The 19,268-nt window shown below is 73.1% G+C and carries 17 protein-coding genes; 9 read left to right on the top strand and 8 right to left on the bottom strand.

The window, feature by feature from the left end; all coding sequences use genetic code 11:
• The first annotated feature begins 80 nt into the window (after positions 1-80).
• Entirely contained in the window at positions 81-536 is a 456-nt protein-coding gene (locus ACY34I_RS14560) for a gamma-glutamylcyclotransferase (protein WP_148798639.1), read from the top strand.
• Positions 537-610: 74 nt separating this feature from the next.
• On the opposite strand, the gene ACY34I_RS14555 is transcribed toward ACY34I_RS14560, so the two are convergent.
• The 4 genes from ACY34I_RS14555 to ACY34I_RS14540 are packed head-to-tail and all read right to left on the bottom strand — an operon-like array spanning position 611 to position 3,975.
• The gene (locus ACY34I_RS14555; RefSeq protein ID WP_462755575.1) at positions 611-1,573 is read right to left on the bottom strand and encodes a GNAT family N-acetyltransferase; all 963 of its coding nucleotides are present in this window, start codon (positions 1,571-1,573) and stop codon (positions 611-613) included.
• A gap of 41 nt (positions 1,574-1,614) precedes the next feature.
• Positions 1,615-2,355, bottom strand: a complete 741-nt coding sequence (locus tag ACY34I_RS14550; protein WP_462755574.1) for an SCO6745 family protein — start codon at positions 2,353-2,355, stop codon at positions 1,615-1,617.
• 43 nt (positions 2,356-2,398) lie between these two features.
• Complete coding sequence (locus tag ACY34I_RS14545) at positions 2,399-3,340, bottom strand: hypothetical protein (protein ID WP_462755573.1); 942 nt, start codon at positions 3,338-3,340, stop codon at positions 2,399-2,401.
• Between the two features lie 5 nt (positions 3,341-3,345).
• On the bottom strand, positions 3,346-3,975 hold the full coding sequence (locus ACY34I_RS14540; protein WP_148798647.1) for an MBL fold metallo-hydrolase: 630 nt from the start codon (positions 3,973-3,975) through the stop codon (positions 3,346-3,348).
• 200 nt (positions 3,976-4,175) lie between these two features.
• Between ACY34I_RS14540 and ACY34I_RS14535 the strand changes: the two genes are divergently transcribed.
• Positions 4,176-5,174 carry a DUF4349 domain-containing protein gene (locus tag ACY34I_RS14535; RefSeq protein ID WP_462755572.1) on the top strand — a complete coding sequence of 333 codons (999 nt, stop codon included), beginning with the start codon at positions 4,176-4,178 and terminating at the stop codon, positions 5,172-5,174.
• On the opposite strand, the gene ACY34I_RS14530 is transcribed toward ACY34I_RS14535, so the two are convergent.
• Entirely contained in the window at positions 5,131-6,390 is a 1,260-nt protein-coding gene (locus tag ACY34I_RS14530) for an amidohydrolase (RefSeq protein ID WP_462755571.1), read from the bottom strand. The two genes, ACY34I_RS14535 and ACY34I_RS14530, sit on opposite strands and share 44 nt — an antisense overlap.
• Positions 6,391-7,133: 743 nt before the next feature.
• The gene (locus ACY34I_RS14525; protein ID WP_148798650.1) at positions 7,134-8,717 is read right to left on the bottom strand and encodes an acyl-CoA mutase large subunit family protein; all 1,584 of its coding nucleotides are present in this window, start codon (positions 8,715-8,717) and stop codon (positions 7,134-7,136) included.
• A 204-nt stretch (positions 8,718-8,921) separates the two neighbouring features.
• On the opposite strand from ACY34I_RS14525, the gene ACY34I_RS14520 reads away from it, so the two are divergent.
• On the top strand, positions 8,922-10,943 hold the full coding sequence (locus ACY34I_RS14520) for a serine/threonine-protein kinase (protein WP_462755570.1): 2,022 nt from the start codon (positions 8,922-8,924) through the stop codon (positions 10,941-10,943).
• A gap of 49 nt (positions 10,944-10,992) precedes the next feature.
• Positions 10,993-12,660, top strand: coding sequence for a phospho-sugar mutase (locus ACY34I_RS14515; protein WP_462755569.1), 1,668 nt, complete (start codon positions 10,993-10,995; stop codon positions 12,658-12,660).
• A gap of 126 nt (positions 12,661-12,786) precedes the next feature.
• Here ACY34I_RS14515 and ACY34I_RS14510 read toward each other — a convergent pair whose 3' ends face one another.
• Both ACY34I_RS14510 and upp read right to left on the bottom strand, forming a co-directional pair.
• On the bottom strand, positions 12,787-13,464 hold the full coding sequence (locus ACY34I_RS14510) for a GOLPH3/VPS74 family protein (protein ID WP_462755568.1): 678 nt from the start codon (positions 13,462-13,464) through the stop codon (positions 12,787-12,789).
• A 157-nt stretch (positions 13,465-13,621) separates the two neighbouring features.
• Entirely contained in the window at positions 13,622-14,254 is a 633-nt protein-coding gene (gene upp, locus ACY34I_RS14505) for a uracil phosphoribosyltransferase (protein ID WP_148798658.1), read from the bottom strand.
• A 136-nt stretch (positions 14,255-14,390) separates the two neighbouring features.
• Between upp and deoC the strand changes: the two genes are divergently transcribed.
• The 5 genes from deoC to ACY34I_RS14480 all read left to right on the top strand — a co-directional run bounded on the left by deoC (position 14,391) and on the right by ACY34I_RS14480 (position 19,237).
• Positions 14,391-15,350 carry a deoxyribose-phosphate aldolase gene (deoC, locus tag ACY34I_RS14500; RefSeq protein WP_462755567.1) on the top strand — a complete coding sequence of 320 codons (960 nt, stop codon included), beginning with the start codon at positions 14,391-14,393 and terminating at the stop codon, positions 15,348-15,350.
• Positions 15,351-15,355: 5 nt separating this feature from the next.
• Entirely contained in the window at positions 15,356-16,786 is a 1,431-nt protein-coding gene (locus ACY34I_RS14495) for an aldehyde dehydrogenase family protein (RefSeq protein ID WP_462755566.1), read from the top strand.
• On the top strand, positions 16,779-17,603 hold the full coding sequence (locus ACY34I_RS14490; RefSeq protein WP_462755565.1) for an aldehyde dehydrogenase family protein: 825 nt from the start codon (positions 16,779-16,781) through the stop codon (positions 17,601-17,603). Before ACY34I_RS14495 ends, ACY34I_RS14490 begins: the two co-directional genes overlap by 8 nt.
• Positions 17,604-17,889: 286 nt before the next feature.
• A complete protein-coding gene (locus ACY34I_RS14485) occupies positions 17,890-18,321 on the top strand; it encodes a BlaI/MecI/CopY family transcriptional regulator (protein ID WP_462755564.1) in 432 nt (143 codons plus the stop codon).
• 10 nt (positions 18,322-18,331) lie between these two features.
• The gene (locus ACY34I_RS14480) at positions 18,332-19,237 is read left to right on the top strand and encodes a M56 family metallopeptidase (RefSeq protein ID WP_462755563.1); all 906 of its coding nucleotides are present in this window, start codon (positions 18,332-18,334) and stop codon (positions 19,235-19,237) included.
• Positions 19,238-19,268: the final 31 nt, after the last annotated feature.

The following is a 19,268-nucleotide window of genomic DNA, read 5'->3' as shown; positions in this document are numbered from 1 at the left end:
AGTGACTTTCTTCTCCCCATCGCGCTCGACACGCACCGTCGTATTCTCCCCCACCCGCCGACCGGGCTATCGTCATCGCCGTGCGTCTGTACGCCGCTTATGGCTCAAACCTGGACCCCGCCCGCATGCGCGCCTACTGCCCGCATTCGCCGATGGTGGGCACCGGCTGGCTGGAGGGGTGGCGGCTCACCTTCGCGGGCGAGGGCGTCATCGGCTGGGAGGGCTCGGTCAGCACCGTGGTCGAGTCCCCGGGTGATCGGGTCTTCGTGGCGCTCTACGACATCCACCCGTACGACGCCGCGCAGCTCGACGAGATCGAGGGCGTGACCGCCGAGACGTACCGGAAGCTCACCGTCCGCGTCTCCACGCTCGACGGGGACGTGACCGCGTGGGTCTACGTGTTCGACGGCTACGAGGGCGGCCTGCCGACGTCGTGGTACCTGTCGGAGATCGCGAACGCGGCGGAGAAGGCGGGCGCGCCGGACGACTACGTCACCGAGCTGCGGTCCCGCCCCACCGGCACCGCGTCGGCCTAGAGGCTCTCCCACGCGTCCAGTCTCCCCCGGCCGGTCCCCCGGTCAGCCGGCGACCCCGGAGCGCGGGTCGCGTGTCACACACCCGGGGCGGTGACCGTCCGCTCGTACATGTCGGTCCAGCGCACCTCGCTCAGCCCCACCGAACGGTAAAGGGTCACCGGGGTGGTCGGGTTGGCCAGGTCGACACCGAGCCCGGCGGACGCCCGACCCTTCGCGGCGTAGGTGGCGAAGGCCCGGCGCAGCAGCGCCGCGCCCACCCCGCGCCGCCGGTACGCCGGCAGCACCGACAGCGTGCGTACCCAGCCCATGTCGTGCTCCAGCGCCTGGTCGGAGGACTGGAGGGCACCGGCCGGAGCCCCGTCGACCTCGGCGACGAACCACTCGTCCCAGACCTTGCCGTACGACGGCAGCTGCTCCCGCCACGTCTCGAAGCCGAGCGGTTCGTAGTCCGGGGTGTCCCGGAACGCGGTGTCGAAGATCCGGTGGAACAGCCGCAGGTCGGCCTCGTCGCCGGCACGCAGCGGGCGGACGGTCACCCCCGCCGGCGGGGCCGGCTCGGCGGGCAGGTCGGCGAGGGAGCGGGTCATCCGGATGTACCGCTTGACCCGGGTGAAGCCGGCCTCGACCAGCTCGGCCGCCCAGCGGGTCTCCGGGGCGAAGACCGCGCAGCGGACGGTCAACGCGGACAGCCCACGCTCGGCCGCCCGCTCGGCGACCCGGTCGAGCTGCCGGGCCAGCAGCGGGGCCCGCAGGTCCGCGCCACGGTCGGGGTCGACGAGAACTTCGACGAACTCCCGGCCGACCCCGGTCGGGTTGTCCAGGATCGCCCAGGCGACCGCGGTGCCGTCCGGGTCGGTGACCAGCCAGGAGTCCCGGGCCGGGTCGACGAAGGGGGCGGTCAGCGCGGACTCGACGTCCTCGGCGTCGAAGTCCGGGTGACCGATGGCGAAGGTGTCGGCGGCGTGCACCACCTTCAGGATCGCGGGCACGTCGTCGAGCGCGGGGCGGCGGGCGGTCCAACCGGCGGGGAGGCTCACGCCGCCGATCCTGGCAGCCACCCGCCCCGCGCGCCTCTCATTTATCCCCTGCGGAGGTGCAGCCGGGCGGCGGTGAGCAGGTTGAGCAGCTCCGCTCCCTCGCCGGGGGCGAGCGCCCGGAACGCGGTGGCGGCCAGCCGGTCGGTCACGACCTCGGCCCAGAGCCGCCGCCGCACCAGCGGCCCGACCGGCGGGTACGGGGGCGACCAGCCACAGGCGGCGGCCCCCGCCTCCCCCTCCGGCCCGGCCAGCACCGCCTCCAGCGGGGTCATCCCGGCGGCCCGGACCGACAGCAGGTACGCCCCGGCGAAGTGCTCGCGGAGCCGCAGCAGCGCGACGGCCGCCCGGGCGCCGGGCGAGCGATCCGGCACCGGCATGGCCCGCCAGGCTGCGAACAGCGGCATCCCGCTGCCGTCCGCCGCGTCGACCGCGCGTTCCAGCAGGCCGGCCAGGCGGGGCGACTCGGGCGCGTCGCTCAGGTGTTCGACGCCCCACCGGCAGCACTCGGCCAGGTTCGCCTCGGCCACCGCCAGCGGGCGGACCGTACGGGCTGCGGCGTCCCAGCCGTCGGCGACCGCGTCGGGGGCGATGAAGCCGAGCGCGGCGGCGACCGTCTCGGCGCGGACGTCCCCGAGGGCACCGGCCCGGCCGGTGATGTAGAACGCCCAGCCGGAGATGCCGAGCAGCCGGGCGCGACGCAGCGTCGCCGGGCAGCGGGAGAACGCCTCCCCGAGCTCCAGCACCAGCGGCTTGCTGGCGGCGGCGACCTGCTCGGGAGTCATCGGCGGACCACCGCCGTTCGTCCACCGTGGTCACTCATCCCGGTCAGTCTGCCCGCTGGTCGCCCTCGTCGGCATCCCCCTCTTCGGCGTCCAGCGCCTCCATCGCGGCCTCCACCTCCCCGGTACGCCGCCGGGCCGCGGTGAGCGACCGCTCGGCACCCCGCCGGGCCAGCTTGGCCCGGCTCAGCTCCTGCTCGGCGACGGCCCGGCGGCGTTCCAACTCGGCCAGCTCGGTCTCGATCCGGTCCAGGGTCGCGGCGCCGTCGCGTTCGGACCGGGCGGCCTCGGCCAGTTCCGTCTCGGCCCGGTCCTGTTCGCCACGGGCCTTCGACAGCTCGCGTTCCAGCGCGCGGCGGCGTCTGGCCCGTTCGGCCCGGGCCGCCCGTTCGGCGGCCCGTTCGTCGCGCTCCCGGCGGGCCGCGGCCCGCCCGGCCGCCGGCTCCTCCGGTACGGCCGGCTCCTCCACGCCGCCGGTGACCAACCGCAGCTGCGGGCGGGGCACCTCGCCGAAGCCGGCGTAGTGGGTGGCCCGGAGCAGCCGACCGGTCCGGACCTGCTCGGCCACCTCGGTGTCGGAGAGCGCGGCGTTGAGGGTCGCCTCCACCTCGGCCAGCGGGAGTTTCCCGGCCGACGGGGCGCCCGGCTCGGCGGCGGCCAGCTTGCGGGCCTCGTCGACGAGCGCGCCAACCACCGCCCGCCGCTGCGCGGACAGCTCGCGCAGCTTGGCGCCGCGCAGGTCGCGCTGGGCGGTACGGAGGGAATCGGCGAGCTGCGCCAGGTCGGCGACCAGCTCGGGGCGGCGGATGGCGAGCAGGTTGACCAGCCAGGCGGCCACGGTGGGCCGGCGCAGCTTGCCGATCTCCCGGGCGGCCTTCGGGTCGCCCGCCTGGCGTGCCTCGGCCGCCGCGGCGTCCCGCGCCGCGACGAACCGGTCGGGTGGGGTCGCGTAGAGCCGCTGGACCAGCTCGGGGGTGGGTCCGGCCACGGCGTTCAGGCGTCGATCCGGGTGCCCGGTTCGAGACGGCGGTAGTCGGTGTTCGACAGCGCGGCGTACTGCCGGTCGTAGATGTTGAAGCCGGTGTCGTTGAGCAGGCCGTCGTGCAGCGCGTACGCCCGGCGCGGGGCGACCGCCCGGATGAAGTCGACCACCTCGGAGAACTTGTTCCACGGCGCGTGGATCGGGGCGAAGAGGGTGTCCACCTGGACGTCGTCGGGGACCACCAGCGAGTCCCCGGGGTGGTAGACCACGTCGTTGATCAGGAAGCCGAGGTTCTCGATGACCGGGATGTCGGGGTGGATGACGGCGTGCTGGCCGCCGTAGGCACGGATCGCCACACCGGCGGCGGTGAACGACTCGCCCGGCGCGACCACGGTCAGCGCCTCGGCCGCGTCGCCGAGGACCTCGGCGATCGAGGCCGGGCCGTGGATCGGGAACGGACGCCGCTCCAGCGCCCGGGTCACCACCTCGACGTTCACGTGGTCGGGGTGCTGGTGGGTGATCAGCACCGCGTCCGCCCCGTCCAGCGCCTCCGGTTCGCTGTAGACACCGGGGTCGACGACGAGCACACCCCCGTCGTGCTCCACGCGAAGGCAGGAGTGGGCGTACTTGGTGACCTGCATCGTGACTCCTCGATTATCGAATCGTGACGTCCTCAGCGCAGTCTGCCGGAACCGGCGCGATGGTGCGTCGCGTCCGACGTATCGACCCCGTGACGGGGTCGTCGAGATCGGAGCGGGGACATGAGCGAGCGTCAGCGAGCGAATCATCAGCACAGTGCCGTAGTGCCTCATGGCGGCGCCGAGCGCAATGAGGTGACGGCATGAGGCGACGTGAAGGACTCCGCCGGGCCGTACCGCTGGCGGCGGTGGGGCTGGCGGTGATGTTCGCCGTGGGGGCCTGCGGCGCGGACAGTGGGCAGCACGACAGTACGGCGGCGCAGGCGCCGGCCGTCGGCGCGGACCAGGACAGGGCGGGTGCGGGGGCGGGCCGGAACGAGGCGGCACCTGCCCCGGGCGGCTCCGGCGCGACCCAGCCGGACCTGCGGGTCGACCAGCGGTCGATCATCTACACCGGCACGTTGCAGGTCCGGGTGGAGGACGTGGAGAAGGCGGCCCGCGCGGCGACCGACGCGGCGACCGCGGCGGGCGGGTTCGTCGGCGGGGACCAGCGGCACAGCGAGGCGGCGGACGCCCGGGCCGAGCTGACCCTGCGAGTGCCGGCGGACCGGTTCACCGCGGTCATCGACGCGCTGGCCCGGCTCGGCCGGCCGGAGCAGCGCCAGGTACGCACCGAGGACGTCACCGAGGAGACCGTCGACCTGGACGCCCGGATCGCCACCCAGCGGGCCCGGGTGGACAGCGCCCGAAAGCTGCTCGCCCGGGCGACGTCGATCAACGAACTGGTCACCCTGGAGAACGAGGTGGGCCGACGGGAGGCCGACCTGGCGTCGTTGGAGGCGAAGAAGCGCCGGCTCGCCGACCTGACCGCGCTCTCCACCATCACGGTCACCTTCGTCGGGACCGACGCGACGACCGCCGAGGAGGGGCCGGAACTCGGCTTCCTGGTCGGGCTGCGGGGTGGCTGGGACGTCTTCGTCACCACGATGTTCGTACTGCTCACCGTGCTGGGCGCGGTGCTGCCGTTCGCGGTGGTGATCGGCGTACCGGTGGTGCTGCTGGTCCGGGCCGCGCGCCGGCGTCGGGCGCGCCGGGCGCCGCCGGCCGGTCCGGCCCCGACGGTGCCGGGACCGGCCGGTCCGGTGGGTGGTCCGGCGCCTAGCGCGCCGCCGCCAGTGCCCGCAGCGCGGTCTGGACCATGAGGCGTACGCCGACCGGGATGGCGCGCTCGTCCACGTCGAACGAGGCCCGGTGCAGGTCCACGTTGGGCCCGTTCCGGCCGACGCCGAGGCGGGCGAGCGCGCCCGGCACGTGCTCGAGATACCAGGAGAAGTCCTCGCCACCCATGCTCTGCGGGGTCTCCGCGATCCCCTCGGGTCCGAGGGCGGCCGCGGTGGCGGCGGTGAGTACGCCGATGGCGCGGGCGTCGTTGGTGACCGGCGGGCGGCCCCGCAGGTATTCCAGGTCGACCGTGGCGCCGGTGGGGGCGATGACGTCCCGGACGACCTGAGCCACGATCTTCGGGGCCTGATCCCAGGTGTCGCGGTCCATCACCCGCAGCGTGCCGGCGGCGCAGGCCTCGGAGGGGATGACGTTGTAACGGGTGCCGGCCGAGGCGTGGCCGAACACCAGCAGCAGCCCGCTGTTGGCCGCCACCCGCCGGCTGACCAGGGCCGGCACCTCGGTGACCAGCCGGCCCAGCGCGTCGACCAGGTCGACCGTGAGGTGCGGGCGGGCAGTGTGCCCACCCGGGCCGGTGAGCCGGACGGTGACGTTGTCGGCGGCAGCGGTGATCGGGCCCACCCGGAGACCGACCCTGCCGACCGGGAGGTTCGGGTCGCAGTGGACGGCGAAGATCTGCACCACGTCCTCGAGACCACCGGCCTCGATGACCTCGAGCGAGCCGCAGGGCAGGATCTCCTCGGCCGGCTGGAAGATGAGCCGGGCCCGGCCGTCGAGCTGGCCGAGGTCGGCGAGTTGGGCGAGCAACATGCCGACGCCGAGCATCACGGTGGTGTGCACGTCGTGCCCGCAGGCGTGGCAGACGCCGTCCACGGTGGACCGGTACGGCACGTCCTTCGGGTCGGTGAGCGGCAGCGCGTCGATGTCGGCGCGGAGGGCGATCACCGGGCCGTCCGGGCGCCCGTCGATGTCGCAGATGACGCCGTTGCCCTTGGGCAGCAGGCGCGGCTTCAGCCCGGCGAGGGAGAGCTCCCGGTGGATCAGGGCGGCCGTCTCGAACTCCTCGCCGGACAGTTCCGGGTGGGAGTGGATGTGACGGCGGGTGGCGATCAGCCCGGGTACCCGGAGGGCGAGCAGATGGTCGAGCTCGAAGGGCAGGGGCTGGGACCCGGTCGGCGCCTCCGGCCAGGACGCCGCCAGCGGGCTGCCGGCAGGCAGCGTCAACGCACTCGTCACGTCGAATTCTCGATCACTAGAAATGGATGGATCTTCGGGAAGAACAGCAGACAGCCTAGACCGCCGACGGTGACGCTGCGCAACATCTTTCGCGTAGCGGTCGGACCGCGCAGCGTCACGAATGCCCTGGTGGGAAGGCTCGAATATCTGCGGGACAGCAGGTAGATCGCGGTCGAACGCCGTCATCTGCCCCACACCTCCTACAACGCGTAACCGATTCAACGGTCACCAAATCCCGGGCCGTCGTTCCGAATTGTCGCATTAGTCCCGGCAATTAACTGCCGGTCGGACAATTGCGCGACAACAGTCGGCTGTCGGACGACTCCCCACGGTGACATGCCGGTCCACTGTGCGACCGCACAGTCTGTCCGTCCCGTTCACCCGAGCGGGTTACCCGCATTCCGACCGACCACTCCGGCTCGGCGTGTCTGACGCCACGCCGCGACCCGCAGCAGTCGTCCGCACACGCGCGCAAAGGCGGGCCCCACTGCCCCCACGGCTCGCCGGACGGGCCGGGCGACGCCGCCCGGCGGGTCCACTCCGAAGGTGCCGTCGGGCGGGCCGGCATCAGCCCGCCGGCACCTTCGCAGAGCCGTCTCCGCTTCCGCTCACGTGCGGGGAGACCATCGACTGTACGCCGCCACGGGGCTTCGCGGCGATACCCGTACGCCCAGGTCAAGCCGCGGATCGGGCGACACCGACCAGGCCGGGCACCCGCCTCGGGTGCCCGGTCGGAAACCAGGTCAGAACCGATCGCTCGGCCGGTACGTCCCCCACACCTCGCGCAGCGTCCCGCAGACCTCGCCGACGGTGGCCCGGGCGCGCAGCGCCTCCTTCATCGGGTAGAGCACGTTCGCGCTGCCCTCGGCGGCGGCCCGCAGCTCGGCCAGGGCACGCTCGACCGCCCCGGCGTCCCGCTCGGCGCGCAGCTTGGCCAGCCGCTCCGCCTGGGCGACCTCGATCGCCGGGTCCACCCGCAGCGGCTCGTACGGCTCCTCCTCGTCGATCTGGAACCGGTTGAGCCCGACCACCACCCGCTCGCCCGAGTCGATCTCCTGGGCGATCCGGTACGCGGACTGCTCGATCTCCCGCTTCTGGAAGCCCGCCTCGATCGCGTCCACCGCCGAGCCGTGGTCGAAGACCCGCTGCATCAGTTCGTCGGCGGCCGCCTCGATCTCGGCGGTCATCGCCTCCACCACGTACGACCCGGCGAACGGGTCCACGGTGGCGGTCAGGTCGGTCTCGTACGCCAGCACCTGCTGGGTCCGCAGGGCCAGCCGGGCCGCCTTCTCGGTGGGCAGCGCGATGGCCTCGTCGAAGCTGTTGGTGTGCAGCGACTGGGTGCCGCCGAGCACCGCGCCGAGTCCCTGGACGGCCACCCGGACCAGGTTCACCTCGGGCTGCTGGGCGGTGAGCTGGACGCCCGCGGTCTGGGTGTGGAACCGCAGCATCATCGACTTCGGGTTCTTCGCCCCGAACTCGTCGCGCATCAGCCGGGCCCAGAGCCGCCGGGCCGCCCGGAACTTGGCGACCTCCTCCAGCAGGGTGGTGCGGGCGACGAAGAAGAACGACAACCGGGGCGCGAAGTCGTCCACGTCCAGGCCCGCGGCCAGCGCCGCCCGGACGTACTCGACGCCGTTGGCCAGGGTGAACGCGATCTCCTGCGCGGGCGTCGCGCCGGCCTCCGCCATGTGGTAGCCGGAGATGGAGATGGTGTTCCACTTGGGCACCTCGGCTCGGCAGTACGCGAACGTGTCGGCGACCAGGCGCAGCGACGGCTTCGGCGGGAAGATGTACGTCCCCCGGGCGATGTACTCCTTGAGGATGTCGTTCTGGATGGTGCCGTTGAGCGCCCCGCCCGGCACCCCGGACTCCTCGGCGACGAGCTGATAGAGCAGGAGCAGCACCGAGCCGGGCGCGTTGATGGTCATCGAGGTGGAGACCTTGTCCAGCGGGATGCCGTCGAAGAGCTGCCGCATGTCGTCGATGGAGTCGATGGCCACGCCGACCTTGCCCACCTCGCCGTGCGCGATCGGGTCGTCGGAGTCGTACCCCATCTGGGTGGGCAGGTCGAAGGCCACGGAGAGGCCCATGGTGCCGGCGCGCAGCAGCTGGTGGTAGCGCGCGTTGGACTCGGTGGCGGTGCCGAAGCCGGCGTACTGCCGCATGGTCCACGGGCGGGAGGTGTACATCGTGGGGTACACCCCGCGGGTGTACGGGTATTCGCCCGGGGCGCCCAGCCGCTCGGCCAGCTCTCCCGGGAGGTCGTCCGCCGTGTAGACGCCCTTGATCGGGAAACCGGACTCGCTTGACCGCCGTTCGCTCATTACCGGATGGTAGGACGCGGCCGGCGGTCGATGGGTGAGGGATACCGCACACCTGCGCCGGCCTGCTCGACGACAGGTGAGTAGCTGGCCACATACCGTCGAGTAGGTAAACGTCCGCCGCGTCGGGTTTCGCATCGGGCGTCGGAACCAGCAAGATAGGGGGGTTGTGTCCCAGCCCCCTCGATATCCCCCGGTGGCTTTTCTGTGACTCAGATCCCGACGTGGAGCGGCGGACCAGTCAGTCCCCCCACAGGACGCGCGGCACCCGGCACCACCATCGGTGGTCGTTACTCGCTGCGCTCCCCGGTGGGCAACGGCGGCATGGGCACGGTGTGGCGTGCGACCGACACCCTGCTGCGCCGCGATGTGGCGGTCAAGGAGGTGGTGCTCCCGCCGGGGCTGGCACCCAGTGACCGCGACGCGCTGTACGAGCGGACTCTCCGCGAGGCCCGGGCCGCCGCCGCGATCCAGCACCCGGCCGTGGTCCAGGTCTACGACGTGGTCACCGAGGGTGGCCGCCCGTGGATCGTGATGGAGTTGCTGGACGCGCGCAGCCTGGCCGACATGGTGATCGAGGACGGGCCGGTCGCGCCCCGCGTGGTCGCCAAGATCGGCATTGCGCTGCTCGGCGCCCTGGAGGTGGCCCACGCGATCGGCGTGCTGCACCGCGACGTCAAGCCGGCCAACGTGCTGATCTGCACCGACGGCCGGTGCGTGCTGACCGACTTCGGCGTCGCCCGGATGCCCACCGACGTGCAGCTCACCACGCCCGGCATGGTGCTCGGGTCGCCGCACTTCATCTCGCCCGAGAGGGCGATGGGCCAGGAGTTCGGCCCGCCGAGCGACCTCTTCTCGCTCGGCGTCACGCTCTACACCGCCGTGGAGGGCCGTCCCCCGTTCGACAAGGGCGACCCGATCGAGACCATGCACGCGGTGGTCGAGGATCCGCCGGCCACCCCGCAGCGCAGCGGCCCGATGACCGGCGTGCTGATGGGGCTGCTGGAGAAGGACCCGGCCCGCCGGTACGACGTGCACACCGCCCGGCGGATGCTGCGCGAGCTGCTCGCCGGCCCACTGACCAGCAACGCCGTCGCGGTCAACTCGGTCACCGACCCCTACTCCGTGGTGCCGGTGCAGCGGCCGCCGATGCCGCTGCCCGCCGTGCCCGAGCCGAAGCCGACCGGGCAGATCGGCGGCCGGGCGATGATCGCCCCCGGCGAGTCGCTGACCGACCGGCTCGCCGCCCTGCGCAAGGGCGAGCGCCCCGAGCCGACGACGGCCGCGAGCAGCGCGGCGCTGGACGAGACCAGCGCCGACGCCCTGGCCGGACCGCTGCACACCCCCACCGGCGCGATGCCCGTGCCGGGAGCCGCCCCGGAGGCCACCCAGCGGATCTCGCCGGAGGCCACCCAGCGGTTCGGGAGCGCGCACCCCGATGCCACCCAACGGGTCGGCGCGGGCCACCCGGACGCGACCCAGCCGGTGTACGGCCACGTCGTGGACGCCACCCAGCCGGTGTACGGCGGCACCCAGTGGTCGGTGCCCGGCACCGGCCAGCCGTGGGCCACCCCGCCCGCCGCGCCGGCCGTCGGCGGCAAAGCCGGCGGCGTCGGCAAGCAACTCCTCGCCACGGTCAAGGGCTGGCCGCGCAAGGTGCAGCTGGCCGCTGCCGGGGGCGTGGCCGTGCTGCTGCTGATCGGGGTGATCGCCCTCAACAGCGGCGGCGACGAGAAGCCCCCGCCGATCGTGGGCACGCTGCCCACCACCGCTGCGGCCCCACCGGTCGAGATGCAGGGCATCTCGACCAAGGGCATCAGCGTCCAGGTGCCCAAGGGCTGGGAGCGCAAGACCGGCGGCGTCTACGTCGACTACGTCGACCCGCAGGACAGCGGGCGCAAGGTCCGCATCCTGGCGGAGAAGTGGAACGGCACGTCGGCGAGCTGGGCTGAGTCCGCCTCGCGGGGCCTGCGCGGCAACAGCAAGTCCTGCGCCAGGCCCTACAACGAGCTCGCGATGTCGGAGGCGACCCTGGCCGGCAAGCCGGCGGCGGAGTTCGAGTACACCTGCGGTGAGGGCGACTCGATGCGGCACGGCGTGTGGCGCGGCGTGGTGCAGGACGGGAAGGTCTACTCGTTCTACCTGAGCGCCAACGACGCGAAGTTCGCCGAGAGCAAGCCGATCTTCGACGCGATGGCCCAGTCGTTCCAGCTCACCGCAGCCAACTGAGTCGAGGCCGACGGGCAGTGGTGCTCCGCCGCCGTGCTATCAAGAGGCAATGGCGGCGGAAACCACTGATCTTGACGAGCTTCGCGACCGGGCCCAGCGCTGGCTCGACGACGACCCCGACCCGGCCAGCCGGGACGAGCTGCGGGCGGTCCTGGACGGACTGCCGGGCAGCGGCCCCGAGCTGGCCGACCGGTTCGCCGGGCACCTGACATTCGGCACCGCCGGGCTGCGTGGTCCGCTCCGCGCCGGCCCGAACGGGATGAACCTCGCGGTGGTCACCCAGGCCGCCGCCGGGCTGATCGCCTGGCTCGCCGACCAGGGCGGTGAGGGTCCGCTGGTCATCGGGTACGACGCCCGCTACGGCTCGCGGGCGTTCGCCGAGCGCACCGCCCAGGTCGCCACCGGCGCGGGTCGCCGGGCCCTGCTGCTGCCCCGCCCGCTGCCCACCCCGGTGCTGGCGTTCGCGGTGCGGCACCTCGGCGCGGTGGCCGGCGTCATGGTCACCGCCAGTCACAACCCGCCGCAGGACAACGGCTACAAGGTCTACCTCGGCACGCAGCTCGGCGGCGAACTGGGTGCGGGCGCACAGATCGTGCCACCGGCCGACGCCGGCATCGAGGCGGCCATCCGGGCCGTCGGCCCGCTGGCGAAGGTGCCGCTCGGCCCAGCTGGCCAGGTGCTCGGCGACGACCTGGTCGCCGCGTACGTGGAGGGTGCCACCGCGGTGATCGACCCGGCTGGTTGGCGCGACCTGAAGGTGGCGTACACCCCGCTGCACGGGGTGGGCGCCGCGGTGCTGACCGCCGCCTTCACGCGGGCCGGATTCGCGGTGCCGGGCGTGGTGCCCGACCAGGCCGAGCCGGACCCCGACTTCCCGACGGTGAACTTCCCCAACCCGGAGGAGCCGGGCGCGGTGGACCGGCTGGTCGCGCTGGCCCGCGACACGGGCGCGGACCTCGCCATCGCCAACGACCCGGACGCGGACCGCTGCGCCGTCACCGTCCCCGACGGTGCGGGCAACTGGCGGATGCTGCGCGGCGACGAGGTGGGCGCGCTGCTCGCCGACCACCTGATGCGCCGCGGGGTGACCGGCCTGTACGCCACCACCATCGTGTCCTCGTCCCTGCTCCGGGCCATGTGCGCCGCCCGGAGCCTGCCCTACGACGAGACGCTGACCGGGTTCAAGTGGATCGTCCGGGCCGGGGGCGGAAGCGAGCCGCTGGTCTTCGGGTACGAGGAGGCGCTCGGCTACTGCGTCGCGCCGGAGCACGTCCGCGACAAGGACGGCATCACCGCCGCGCTGACCGTCGCCGAACTGGCCGCCGGCCTCAAGGCCCAGGGCCGTACGCTCACCGACCGGCTCGACGAGCTGGCCGCCGAGTTCGGCGTGCACCACACCGACCAGCTGTCGGTCCGAGTGGACGACCTGCGGGAGATCGCCGGGATGATGGCCCGGATCCGGGCGGCCACCCCGGAGACGCTGCTCGGACACCGGGTCACCGAGGCGCAGGACCTGCTCCCCGGCGCGGACGTGGTGATCCTGCGGACCGACGCGGCCCGGGTGGTGATCCGTCCCTCCGGCACCGAGCCGAAGCTCAAGGCGTACCTGGAGGTGGTGGAGCCGGTCGCGAACGGCGACGTCCCCACGGCCCGCACCCGCGCCCAGGCCGCCGTCACCGCCCTCCGCACCGAAATCGCCACCGCCCTCGGCCTCTAACCCACCCGCCCGCCCACCGTGATCATGAAGTTAGCGGCGCTGGAAAAGCTTTCCGCGCCGCTAACTTCATGATCGACCGGGCTGGGCAGGCGGGGCAGGGCAGGTGGGTGGGGCGGGGTGGGTGGGTTAGGGGCGCTTGCCGAGGGCGGCGTCTACGGCCTGGGCCAGGGCGGCGACGACCAGTCCGATGGAGGGGCGGACCACCGAGTCGTCCAGGCTGACGTTGCCGGAGAAGCCGGCGCCGCCGGCGATCTCCTCCAGCCGGCGGCGGGCGTCCCGGGCGTCCTCGCCGGCCAGGCCGAGCGCCGGTTCCATCCGCAGCACCGCCACCAGAGTGGCGAGCGCCGCGGTCCGCTCGTCGGGCACCTGGCCTTCGGTCAGCGCCTCGGCCAGCCGGCGGCGGATGTCCGCCTCCACCGAGGCGTCCGCCACCGGGTACCGGTGCACGTGGATGAAGCCCAGCTCGGTCTCGTCGATGTCTTGGACCACACCCCGCCCGCAGAGGTCGCCGAGGATCCGGTCACGCAGGCCGTGCCGCAGCCGCTGCACCCAGGACGACGGAGTGTGCGGCGTATCGGCGGCGATCCGGGCGAGAACCTCGTCGGCGATCGGCTCGCCGGTCGGGGCCGGGTCGGTCACCGCCAGGGACCCGTCCGCGTACGCGATCCGGCCGGCCAGGGCCAGCTCGACCAGCACAGCGGCAGCCATCCCGAGGTCCAGGCTGATCCGGGGCATGGTCGCCTTGCCGGTTTCGTCGTCGTAGGCGAGGAGCAGCAACTCTTCGGCGAGCGCAACACCAGTCATGGCCCGGAACGGTAGCGGCTTCCCGCACCTCGTGCACGGACTCGCCCCACGCGGCTCGCGCGGTCGACTGATTCACGGAAAGAGGGCCCATTCCGCACCGGATGGGCCCTCTTTCCGGGAATCTGCGCCTCGGTCTGCAGAGCCGGCCGAGGGTTGGTCAGAAGCGGGGCATGCCGCCGAACTGGCGGTCGCCGGCGTCGCCCAGGCCGGGGACGATGAACATCCGGTCGTTGAGGCCCTCGTCGATCGAGGCGGTGACCAGACGCAGCGGCAGGCCGGACCGCTCCAGCCGCTCGATGCCGACCGGCGCGGCGAGCACGCAGAGCACCGTGATGTCGGTGCAGCCGCGGTCGGCGAGCAGCCGGCAGCAGTGCTCCAGCGAGCCGCCGGTGGCCAGCATCGGGTCGAGCACCAGCACCGGCAGGCCGCTCAGGTCGCGGGGCAGCGACTCCATGTAGGCACGCGGCTCGAACGTCTGCTCGTCGCGGGCCAGGCCGACGAAGCCCATGGACGACTCGGGCAGCAGACCGAGGGCGGCGTCGGCCATGCCGAGACCGGCCCGCAGCACCGGCACGAGCAGCGGGGGGTTCGCCAGCCGGGTGCCCTCGGTCGCGGTGACCGGGGTCTGGATCGGGTACTTCTCGACGGGGAAGGAGCGCGCTGCCTCGTACACCAGCATCGTGGTGAGTTCGTGCAGCGCGGCCCGGAACGACGCCGAGTCGGTCCGGGCGTCCCGCATCGCGGTCAGCCGCGCCTGGGCGAGCGGGTGGTCAATGACGTGTACGTCCACGAACGCTCAACCTACCGGTCGGGCCGGCCGCGCACCGCAGGTGCCGGGTGACCAGCGACCCCGCTCACGTGTGGCACTCACGATCGGGCCGTCATGATCAAGATCACACCCGGCGGTGATGCGTACTATTCACGCCATGACGGCGACAGCGACGTCGGCCCGGTCGGACCTCTCCGAGCTGGGACGATCCGAGACCGCTCTGCGGACCTTCCTGCACGGCCTGCCGGGCGTGGATCAGGTCGGCGCGGAGCAGCGGGCAGCACAACTCGGCACCCGCTCCATCAAGACCACGGCCAAGGCCCAGGCGATCGACCTGGCGATCCGGATGGTCGACCTGACCACCCTGGAAGGGGCCGACACCCCCGGCAAGGTGCGGGCGCTCGCCACCAAGGCGCTGCGCCCCGATCCGGCCGACCCGTCCTGCCCGCACGTCGGCGCCGTCTGCGTCTACCCGGCGATGGTCCCGTACGTGGCCGAGGTGCTGCGCGGATCCGGCGTGCACCTGGCCAGCGTGGCGACCGCGTTCCCGTCCGGCCAGGCCCCGCTGGAGGTGAAGCTCGCCGACACCCGGGCCGCCGTCGCGGCCGGCGCCGACGAGATCGACATGGTGATCAACCGGGGCGCGTTCCTGGCCGGCCGCTACCAGGAGGTCTACGACGAGATCGTGGCCACCAAGGAGGCCTGCGGGGACGCCCACCTCAAGGTGATCCTGGAGACCGGCGAGCTGGCCACCTACGACAACGTGCGGCGGGCCTCCTGGCTGGCCATGCTGGCCGGCGGCGACTTCATCAAGACCTCCACCGGCAAGGTGCCGGTCGCGGCCACCCCGCCGGTGACCCTGGTGATGCTGGAGGCGGTCCGCGACTTCCGCGCCGCCACCGGGCGGCAGGTCGGCGTGAAGCCGGCCGGCGGCATCAAGACCAGCAAGGACGCGATCAAGTACCTGGTCATGGTCAACGAGACCGTCGGCCCGGACTGGCTGGACCCGGACTGGTTCCGGTTCGGCGCGTCCAGCCTGCTGAACGACCTGCTGATGCAGCGGACCAAGCTGACGACCGGCGTCTACTCCGGCCCCGACTACTTCACCCTGGACTGAGCGCGATGTTCGAATACGCACCCGCCCCCGAGTCGCGCTCGGTGGTGGACATCAAGCCCTCGTACGGCCTGTTCGTCGACGGCAGGTTCGTCGACCCGGTCGACGGCGGCAGCTTCAAGTCGATCAACCCGGCCTCCGAGGAGGTCCTCGCCGAGGTCGCCGAGGCCGGCAACGAGGACGTGGACCGCGCGGTCCGCGCCGCGCGCAAGGCGTACGAGAAGGTCTGGGGTCCGATGCCGGGCCGCGACCGGGCGAAGTATCTGTTCCGGATCGCCCGGCTGATCCAGGAGCGCTCCCGCGAGCTGGCGGTGCTCGAGTCGCTGGACAACGGTAAGCCGATCAAAGAGTCCCGGGACGTCGACGTCCCGCTGGTCGCCGCGCACTTCTTCTACTACGCGGGCTGGGCCGACAAGCTCAACCACGCGGGCTTCGGGCCGGCCCCGCAGCCGCTCGGGGTGGCCGCCCAGGTAATCCCGTGGAACTTCCCGCTGCTCATGCTGGCCTGGAAGATCGCCCCCGCGCTCGCCGCCGGCAACACGGTGGTGCTGAAGCCGGCGGAGACCACCCCGCTGACCGCGCTGCTCTTCGCCGAGATCTGCCAGCAGGCCGACCTGCCGGCCGGCGTGGTCAACATCGTCACCGGCGCCGGCGACACCGGCCGGACGCTGGTCGAGCACCCGGGCGTGGACAAGGTCGCGTTCACCGGCTCGACCGAGGTCGGCAAGGCCATCGCCCGCGCGGTCGCCGGCACCCGCAAGAAGCTCACCCTCGAACTGGGCGGCAAGGCCGCCAACATCGTCTTCGACGACGCGCCGGTCGACCAGGCCGTCGAGGGGATCGTCAACGGCATCTTCTTCAACCAGGGGCACGTCTGCTGCGCCGGCTCCCGCCTCCTGGTCCAGGAGTCGGTCGCCGACCGGGTGCTGGAGTCGCTGAAGCGCCGGATGGCCCAGCTGCGGGTCGGTGACCCGCTGGACAAGAACACCGACATCGGGGCGATCAACTCGGCCGCCCAGCTGGAGCGGATCCGCGAGCTCTCCGAGGCCGGCGCCGCCGAGGGCGCCGAGCGCTGGTCGCCCGCCTGCGAGCTGCCCGAGCGGGGCTTCTGGTTCGCGCCGACCATCTTCACCGGGGTTACCCAGGCGCACCGGATCGCCCGGGAGGAGATCTTCGGGCCGGTGCTGTCCGTGCTCACCTTCCGCACCCCGGCCGAGGCGGTGGAGAAGGCGAACAACACCCCGTACGGGCTGTCGGCCGGGATCTGGACCGACAAGGGCTCCCGCATCCTGTGGCTGGCCGACCGGCTCCGCGCCGGCGTGGTCTGGGCCAACACGTTCAACAAGTTCGACCCCACCTCGCCGTTCGGCGGCTACAAGGAGTCGGGCTACGGCCGCGAGGGCGGCCGGCACGGGCTGGAGGCGTACCTCAATGTCTGAGCGGGTCGCGGTACGCAAGACGTACAAGCTCTTCATCGGCGGGAAGTTCCCGCGCAGCGAGTCGGGACGGTCGTACATCGTGCAGGACTCCAACGTCGTACTGGCCTCCCGCAAGGACGCACGTGACGCGGTCGTCGCCGCCCGGGCCGCCGTGAAGGGCTGGGCCGGGGCGACCGCGTACAACCGGGGGCAGATCCTCTACCGGGTCGCCGAGATGCTGGAGGGCCGCCGGGAGCAGTTCGTCGCGCTCGGCGTGCCGGCCGCCGAGGTGGACGCGGCGATCGACCGCTGGGTCTGGTACGCCGGTTGGTCCGACAAGCTCCCCCAGGTGTACGGCGGCGCGAACCCGGTGGCCGGGCCGTACTTCAACCTGTCCGCCCCGGAGCCGACCGGCGTGGTGGCGGTGGTGGCCCCCGAGGCGCCGGCGCTGCTCGGCCTGGTCAGTGTGATCGCCCCGGCGATCGTCACCGGCAACACCGTGGTGGTGGCGGCCTCCCCGGCGCAGCCGCTGCCGGCGGTGACCCTGGCCGAGGTGCTGGCCACCTCCGACCTGCCGGGCGGGGTGGTCAACCTCCTCACCGGCCGGATCACCGAGACGGTGCCCACGCTGGCCGCGCACATGGACGTCAACGCGATCGACCTGAGCGGGGTGAGTGACGCCGAACTGGCCGCCGAGATGGAGGTCAAGGCGGCGGAGAACCTGAAGCGGGTGCTCCGGCCGGCGGCGGCCGACCACGACTGGTTCGCCGACCCGGGCGTGGGGCGGATGACTGTGCTGCTGGAGACGAAGACTGTGTGGCATCCGAAGGGTGTCTGAGCTTGGGGGTTTCCGGGGGAGCCCGCCCGCTCCGGGCGGTCAGGCTTGATCCCTCCGCGGGCGGGCTCCCCCGGAAACCCTCGGTGGGCACCGTCCGTCCGGGGGTTCCGGCTCGGTGGCTGATGCCCAGCGTCGAGTCCTCGGTCAGCGGGGTTCCCCTCCTCAAGATCGCACTAGTTCACGGAAAGAGTGGTCTCCGCGTGGCGGATGGCCACTCTTTCCGTGTCTGAGGCCCCTCCTTCCAGGCGGGGCGGAGGGGGTCTACTACGGGGGGTAGGATTGGGGCGTGACTCGGCTGGGTGATCTCGAACGTGCGGTGATGGACGTCCTGTGGGACCTGGTCCCGGGCACGTCGGACGGGGTGACCGTCCGCGAGGTCGCCGACGCCCTGGACGGGCGCGAGCTGGCGTACACGACGGTGATGACCGTGCTCGACCGGCTCGCCGGCAAGGGCATGGTGCAGCGCCAGCGGGAGGGCCGGGCCTGGCGGTACCGGGCCGCGGGCAGCCGGGAGGCGCACATCGCCCAGCTCATGCTCGACGCCCTCGACCTCGGCGGCAGCCGGGACGCCGCGCTGGTGCGCTTCGCCCGCTCGGTGACCGGCACCGAGGCGGAGGTGCTGCGCGCGGCGCTGAGCGCCGAAGCCGGGCTGACGGACCGGGTCGAGGACCCGCGGGCCGGGCAGCCGCCGCTCGCCGACGAGGCGACGGACCGGTAGGGCGGCGGCCGTGGCGTACGCCCTGCACTTCGCCGCGAGCATCCTGGCCTGCTGGCTGACCGCGGAGGTGCTCGCCGCCTCGACGTGGACCTGGCGCGCGCCGCGGGTGGCGATCGTCTGCTGGCAGGCGGTCGGGCTGGCGCTCGGCCTCTCCGCGATGGGCCTGCCGATGGCGCTCGGCCTGGCCGCGTACGACCAGCCGACCGGCAGTGCCCTGGTGGCCCTCGGCACCGACCTGGCGCACGGCACGCTGCCGGCCGGGGTCGGGGCGGTCCACCTCGGCCTGGTCGGGGTGGGCTTCGGCATCGGCGCGGTGCTGCTCACCACGACCGTACGCAGCGTTTACGGCGCGGTCCGGGCGCAGCGCCGGCACCGGGACCTGCTCAGCCTGGTCGCCCGCCGGGACCCCACCGTGCCGGGCGCGCTGGTGCTCGACCACCCGAGCGCGGCCGCGTACTGCCTGCCGGGGGTGAAGCCCCGGGTGGTGGTCAGCGCCGGCACGCTCAGCCTGCTGGACCGGGCCGAGCTGGCGGCGGTGCTGACGCACGAGCGAGCGCACGCCCAGGAGCGGCACGATCTCGTGCTGCTGCCGTTCACCGCGCTCTGCCGGGCGCTGCCCTGGTTCCGGTGGGTGCGCCACGCCCACGAGCGGGTGGCCCTGCTGGTCGAGATGCGCGCCGACGACAAGGCCCGCGAGCTGCACGCCGAGGCACCCCTGGCCGGGGCGTTGCGGCGGTTCGCCGCCGCCGGGCACCGGATCACGCCGGCCGGCGCGCTCGGCCTCGGCGACCGTGACCTCGACGTACGGGTGCAGCGGCTGCTGGTCCCGGACCGGACGCCGCGGCTGCTCGGCGCCACCGCGCTGGCCGTCACCACCACCCTGGCCGCCCTGCCGATCGCCCTCTTCCTGAACTGACCGATACCCGATTCCTCCTCCGATCCGGGCC

The sequence above is a fragment of the Micromonospora sp. RTBAU3-60 genome, assembly GCF_054963695.1.
This window is presented reverse-complemented; position numbering and strand designations above follow the sequence as displayed.

Bases quoted from the DNA above. Each gene is read 5' to 3' on its own strand.
- ACY34I_RS14550 (WP_462755574.1), bottom strand. From the start codon at position 2,355: ATGACTCCCGAGCAGGTCGCCGCCGCCAGCAAGCCGCTGGTGCTGGAG.
- ACY34I_RS14540 (WP_148798647.1), bottom strand. From the start codon at position 3,975: ATGCAGGTCACCAAGTACGCCCACTCCTGCCTTCGCGTGGAGCACGAC.
- ACY34I_RS14535 (WP_462755572.1), top strand. From the start codon at position 4,176: ATGAGGCGACGTGAAGGACTCCGCCGGGCCGTACCGCTGGCGGCGGTG.
- ACY34I_RS14525 (WP_148798650.1), bottom strand. From the start codon at position 8,717: ATGAGCGAACGGCGGTCAAGCGAGTCCGGTTTCCCGATCAAGGGCGTC.
- ACY34I_RS14515 (WP_462755569.1), top strand. From the start codon at position 10,993: ATGGCGGCGGAAACCACTGATCTTGACGAGCTTCGCGACCGGGCCCAG.
- ACY34I_RS14510 (WP_462755568.1), bottom strand. From the start codon at position 13,464: ATGACTGGTGTTGCGCTCGCCGAAGAGTTGCTGCTCCTCGCCTACGAC.
- deoC (WP_462755567.1), top strand. From the start codon at position 14,391: ATGACGGCGACAGCGACGTCGGCCCGGTCGGACCTCTCCGAGCTGGGA.
- ACY34I_RS14495 (WP_462755566.1), top strand. From the start codon at position 15,356: ATGTTCGAATACGCACCCGCCCCCGAGTCGCGCTCGGTGGTGGACATC.
- ACY34I_RS14490 (WP_462755565.1), top strand. From the start codon at position 16,779: ATGTCTGAGCGGGTCGCGGTACGCAAGACGTACAAGCTCTTCATCGGC.